The following is a 2,770-nucleotide window of genomic DNA, read 5'->3' as shown; positions in this document are numbered from 1 at the left end:
ACGCGCTCGTACTCCGCGGCGGTCACCCGCAGCCGCCGCACGAGCTCGGCCGCCCCAGCGCGCGCCTCGTCGACGCGGATCGCGGCCACCCGCGCCCGCGTCGACGCCACGTCGCCGTCGAACGGCCCGAGCCCGGCCAGCACGCCGCCCACGTGCGCCAGCTCGCCCGCGAGATCGTCGCACGCCGCGGCGACGCCCTCGAATCCCGATGCCGCGTGCCGCACGCTGTCGGTGTCGACGACGACCGTGCCGCCGCCCCGGATGTCGAGGTCATCGCTCACGCTCGGGCCCCCGGCCTCGCCCGCTCGTTCACGGTCGACCGGCGACGACCGCAAGACGAAGCCCCGTCGCAGGACGCCGCGCCTCCGCGAGACGAAGCTCCGTCGCAGGATGCCGCCCGGTCACTCCGTGCCGCCGCCAGGTCGCAAGACGATGCCTGATCGCTCGCCGCCGCCCCGCCGGCCGCGGGCCGGCGACGACCGCTCCCCGACCGGAGCGCCCCGCACAGGCCGGCCGGCAACGCGCACCCCCCGCTCACCCGACCCCGCTCCCGCCCGCCACCGCGCCGCGGACGCGCACGAACGCGACCTCGTCGCGCAGCCCGTCCAGCTCCGTCGCGAGCAGGTCGAGCGCCTCGACCCACGACGCGACCGCGGCGCGGAACGCCTCGGCGCCGCGCGACTGCCACGCGGTCTCGTGCGCCAGCGCCTCGGCACGGCGCCGGATGCCGTGCAGCTCGTCGCACACGGCATCCACCCGCGCGCGGGCGAGCTCCAGGAGGTCGAGGGGGTCCACGCGACGATCGTGCACCGCCCGCCGCCGTCCGCGAGCCGGCATCCCACGATCGGTGGACAGCCCGCCGGGATCGGCGGATGTGTAGGAATCCTCGCCCGCCCCGCCCCGCTTCGGCGCCCGAGACGGCCCCCGACCACAGATCGGTGCGAACCCCTGTGCAGGATGCCCCGTGACGCGCACAATGGTGTGATGTCCCCGCACGTGGAGCCCTTTCGCGTGATGTTCGTCTGCACGGGGAACATCTGCCGGTCTCCCATGGCCGAGGTCGTGTTCCGGTGCCTCGCGGAGCGCGCGGGACTGCGCGATCACCTGGTCGCGTCGAGCTCGGGGCTGGACGACTGGCACGTCGGAGAGTGCGCCGACTCGCGCACGGTCGCGGCGCTGCGTCGGCGCGGCTACGACGGCTCGGCCCATCGCGCGCGCCAGTTCGCGGTCGCCGACTTCGAGCGCCACGACCTGCTGGTGGCCCTCGACCGGTGGCACTCGCGGGCGCTCGCGGTGCAGGCGCCGACCCCGTCCGACGCCGACAAGATCGCCCTGCTGCTCTCGTTCGACCCGGAGGCCGGCGGCAGGCTCGACGTGCCCGACCCCTACTACGACGGCGGCCGGATGTTCGACGAGGTCCTCGGTATGATCGAACGAGCGAGTCGAGCGCTCTTCGGCCAACTCGAACCCGCCCTCCGCCAGCCCCGCTGAGCCGATCGCCCAGGCCAGGGTTCGGCGCCGCGCGAGGGCTCCCCGCGATCGGAGCACCGTGACGTCCCTGCCCCCCCAGCCCCTCAGCCCCCTCGACGGACGCTATCGCGCCGCCGTCGGCGCTCTCGCCGACCACCTGTCCGAGGCCGGCCTCAACCGCGCCCGCGTCGAGGTCGAGGTCGAGTGGATCATCGCCCTGACCGACCGCGGGCTGTTCGGTTCGGCGCCCCTCTCCGACGCCGACAAGCAGTCGCTGCGCGCGCTCTACCGCGACTTCGGGCAGGCCGAGATCGACTGGCTCGCCGCGAAGGAGGCGGTCACCCGCCACGACGTGAAGGCCGTCGAGTACCTCGTGCGCGAGCGCCTGTCGGCCCTGGGCCTCGACGCGATCGCCGAGCTCACCCACTTCGCGTGCACGAGCGAGGACGTCAACTCCGCCGCCTACGCCCTCACCGTCAAGCGCGCCGTCGAAGACGTGTGGCTTCCGAAGCTGCACGCCGTGATCGCGGCCCTGCGCGCGCTCGCCGTCGAGCATCGGGATGCCGCGATGCTCTCGCGCACGCACGGACAGCCCGCGACGCCGTCGACGATGGGCAAGGAGCTCGGCGTCTTCGCGTGGCGCCTCGCGCGCGTCGCGCGCCAGGTCGAGGGCGGCGAGTACCTCGCCAAGTTCTCCGGCGCGACCGGCACCTGGTCGGCGCACCTGGCCGCGGCCCCCGACGTCGACTGGCCGGCGCTGTCGCGCGCGTTCATCGAGGGCCTCGGCGTCGAGGACAACATCCTCACGACGCAGATCGAGTCGCACGACTGGCAGGTCGAGCTGTACGACCGCGTGCGTCACGCCGGCGGCATCCTGCACAACCTCGCCACCGACGTGTGGACCTACATCTCGCTGGGCATGTTCGCCCAGATCCCGGTCGCCGGCGCGACGGGATCGTCGACCATGCCGCACAAGATCAACCCGATCCGCTTCGAGAACGCCGAGGCCAACCTCGAGATCTCGGGCGGGCTGTTCGCGACCCTCGCCTCGACGCTCGTGACCAGCCGCCTGCAGCGCGACCTCACCGACTCGACGACGCAGCGCAACATCGGCGTCGCGTTCGGGCACTCGCTGCTCGCCCTCGACAACCTGCAGCGCGGGCTGCGCGAGATCTCGCTGTCGCGTGACGTGCTCCTCGCCGACCTCGACGCGAACTGGGAGGTCCTCGCCGAGGCGATCCAGACCGTCGTGCGCGCCGAGATCGTCGCCGGACGCTCCGCGATCACCGACCCGTACGCG

General features: G+C 73.8%; 4 protein-coding genes. 2 read left to right on the top strand and 2 right to left on the bottom strand.

Going from position 1 to position 2,770, the window contains the following annotated elements; genetic code table 11:
* Positions 1–281, bottom strand: a 281-nt coding sequence (locus WML84_RS14625) for a type VII secretion target (RefSeq protein ID WP_347346867.1), incomplete at its 3' end; no start/stop codon positions are given.
* Between the two features lie 253 nt (positions 282–534).
* Positions 535–795, bottom strand: a complete 261-nt coding sequence (locus tag WML84_RS14620) for a hypothetical protein (RefSeq protein WP_347346866.1) — start codon at positions 793–795, stop codon at positions 535–537.
* 189 nt (positions 796–984) lie between these two features.
* On the opposite strand from WML84_RS14620, the gene WML84_RS14615 reads away from it, so the two are divergent.
* Together WML84_RS14615 and purB are read left to right on the top strand one after the other, a co-directional pair.
* Positions 985–1,491 carry a low molecular weight protein-tyrosine-phosphatase gene (locus tag WML84_RS14615; RefSeq protein ID WP_347346865.1) on the top strand — a complete coding sequence of 169 codons (507 nt, stop codon included), beginning with the start codon at positions 985–987 and terminating at the stop codon, positions 1,489–1,491.
* Between the two features lie 58 nt (positions 1,492–1,549).
* A partial coding sequence (gene purB / locus WML84_RS14610; RefSeq protein WP_347346864.1) for an adenylosuccinate lyase occupies positions 1,550–2,770 on the top strand: 1,221 nt, incomplete at its 3' end.

Origin of the sequence: Microbacterium sp., from assembly GCF_039812165.1 — a bacterium.
Lineage (GTDB): Bacteria > Actinomycetota > Actinomycetes > Actinomycetales > Microbacteriaceae > Microbacterium.
This window is presented reverse-complemented; position numbering and strand designations above follow the sequence as displayed.

What these genes read in the sequence shown, in the direction of transcription:
- WML84_RS14615 (WP_347346865.1), top strand. Translation starts at nt 985, where the DNA reads ATGTCCCCGCACGTGGAGCCCTTTCGCGTGATGTTCGTCTGCACGGGG.